This window comes from Streptomyces sp. BE303 (assembly GCF_036290945.1).
In the GTDB taxonomy this organism is placed as follows: Bacteria; Actinomycetota; Actinomycetes; order Streptomycetales; family Streptomycetaceae; genus Kitasatospora.
Genome location: NZ_JAQYWZ010000697.1, coordinates 1 through 312, shown reverse-complemented (window position 1 = coordinate 312; position 312 = coordinate 1). Strand labels below are relative to the sequence as shown.

At 74.4% G+C, this 312-nt stretch carries 1 pseudogene; it reads left to right on the top strand.

Features of this window, described 5'->3' with window-relative positions:
• Positions 1–312 (top strand): annotated as a pseudogene (locus PUR56_RS16655) (modular polyketide synthase); the annotation flags it as partial.

Genomic DNA, 312 nt, shown 5'->3' with positions numbered 1-312 from the left:
CGGTGCGGACGCGGACGGGACGGGTTGGTCCGAGGGTGTCGGCATGCTGCTGGTCGAGCGGTTGTCGTCGGCGCGGGCTGCGGGTCGTCGGGTGCTGGCGGTGGTGCGGGGTACGGCGGTGAACCAGGACGGTGCGTCGATCGGTCTGACGGCGCCGAACGGTCCGTCGCTGCAGCGGGTGATCCGGGCCGCGTTGGCGCAGGCGGGGTTGAACCCGCAGGACGTCGACGCGGTCGAGGCGCACGGCACCGGCACGACGCTCGGCGACCCGATCGAGGCCCAGGCGGTCCTGGCCCCCTTCGGTCAGGACCG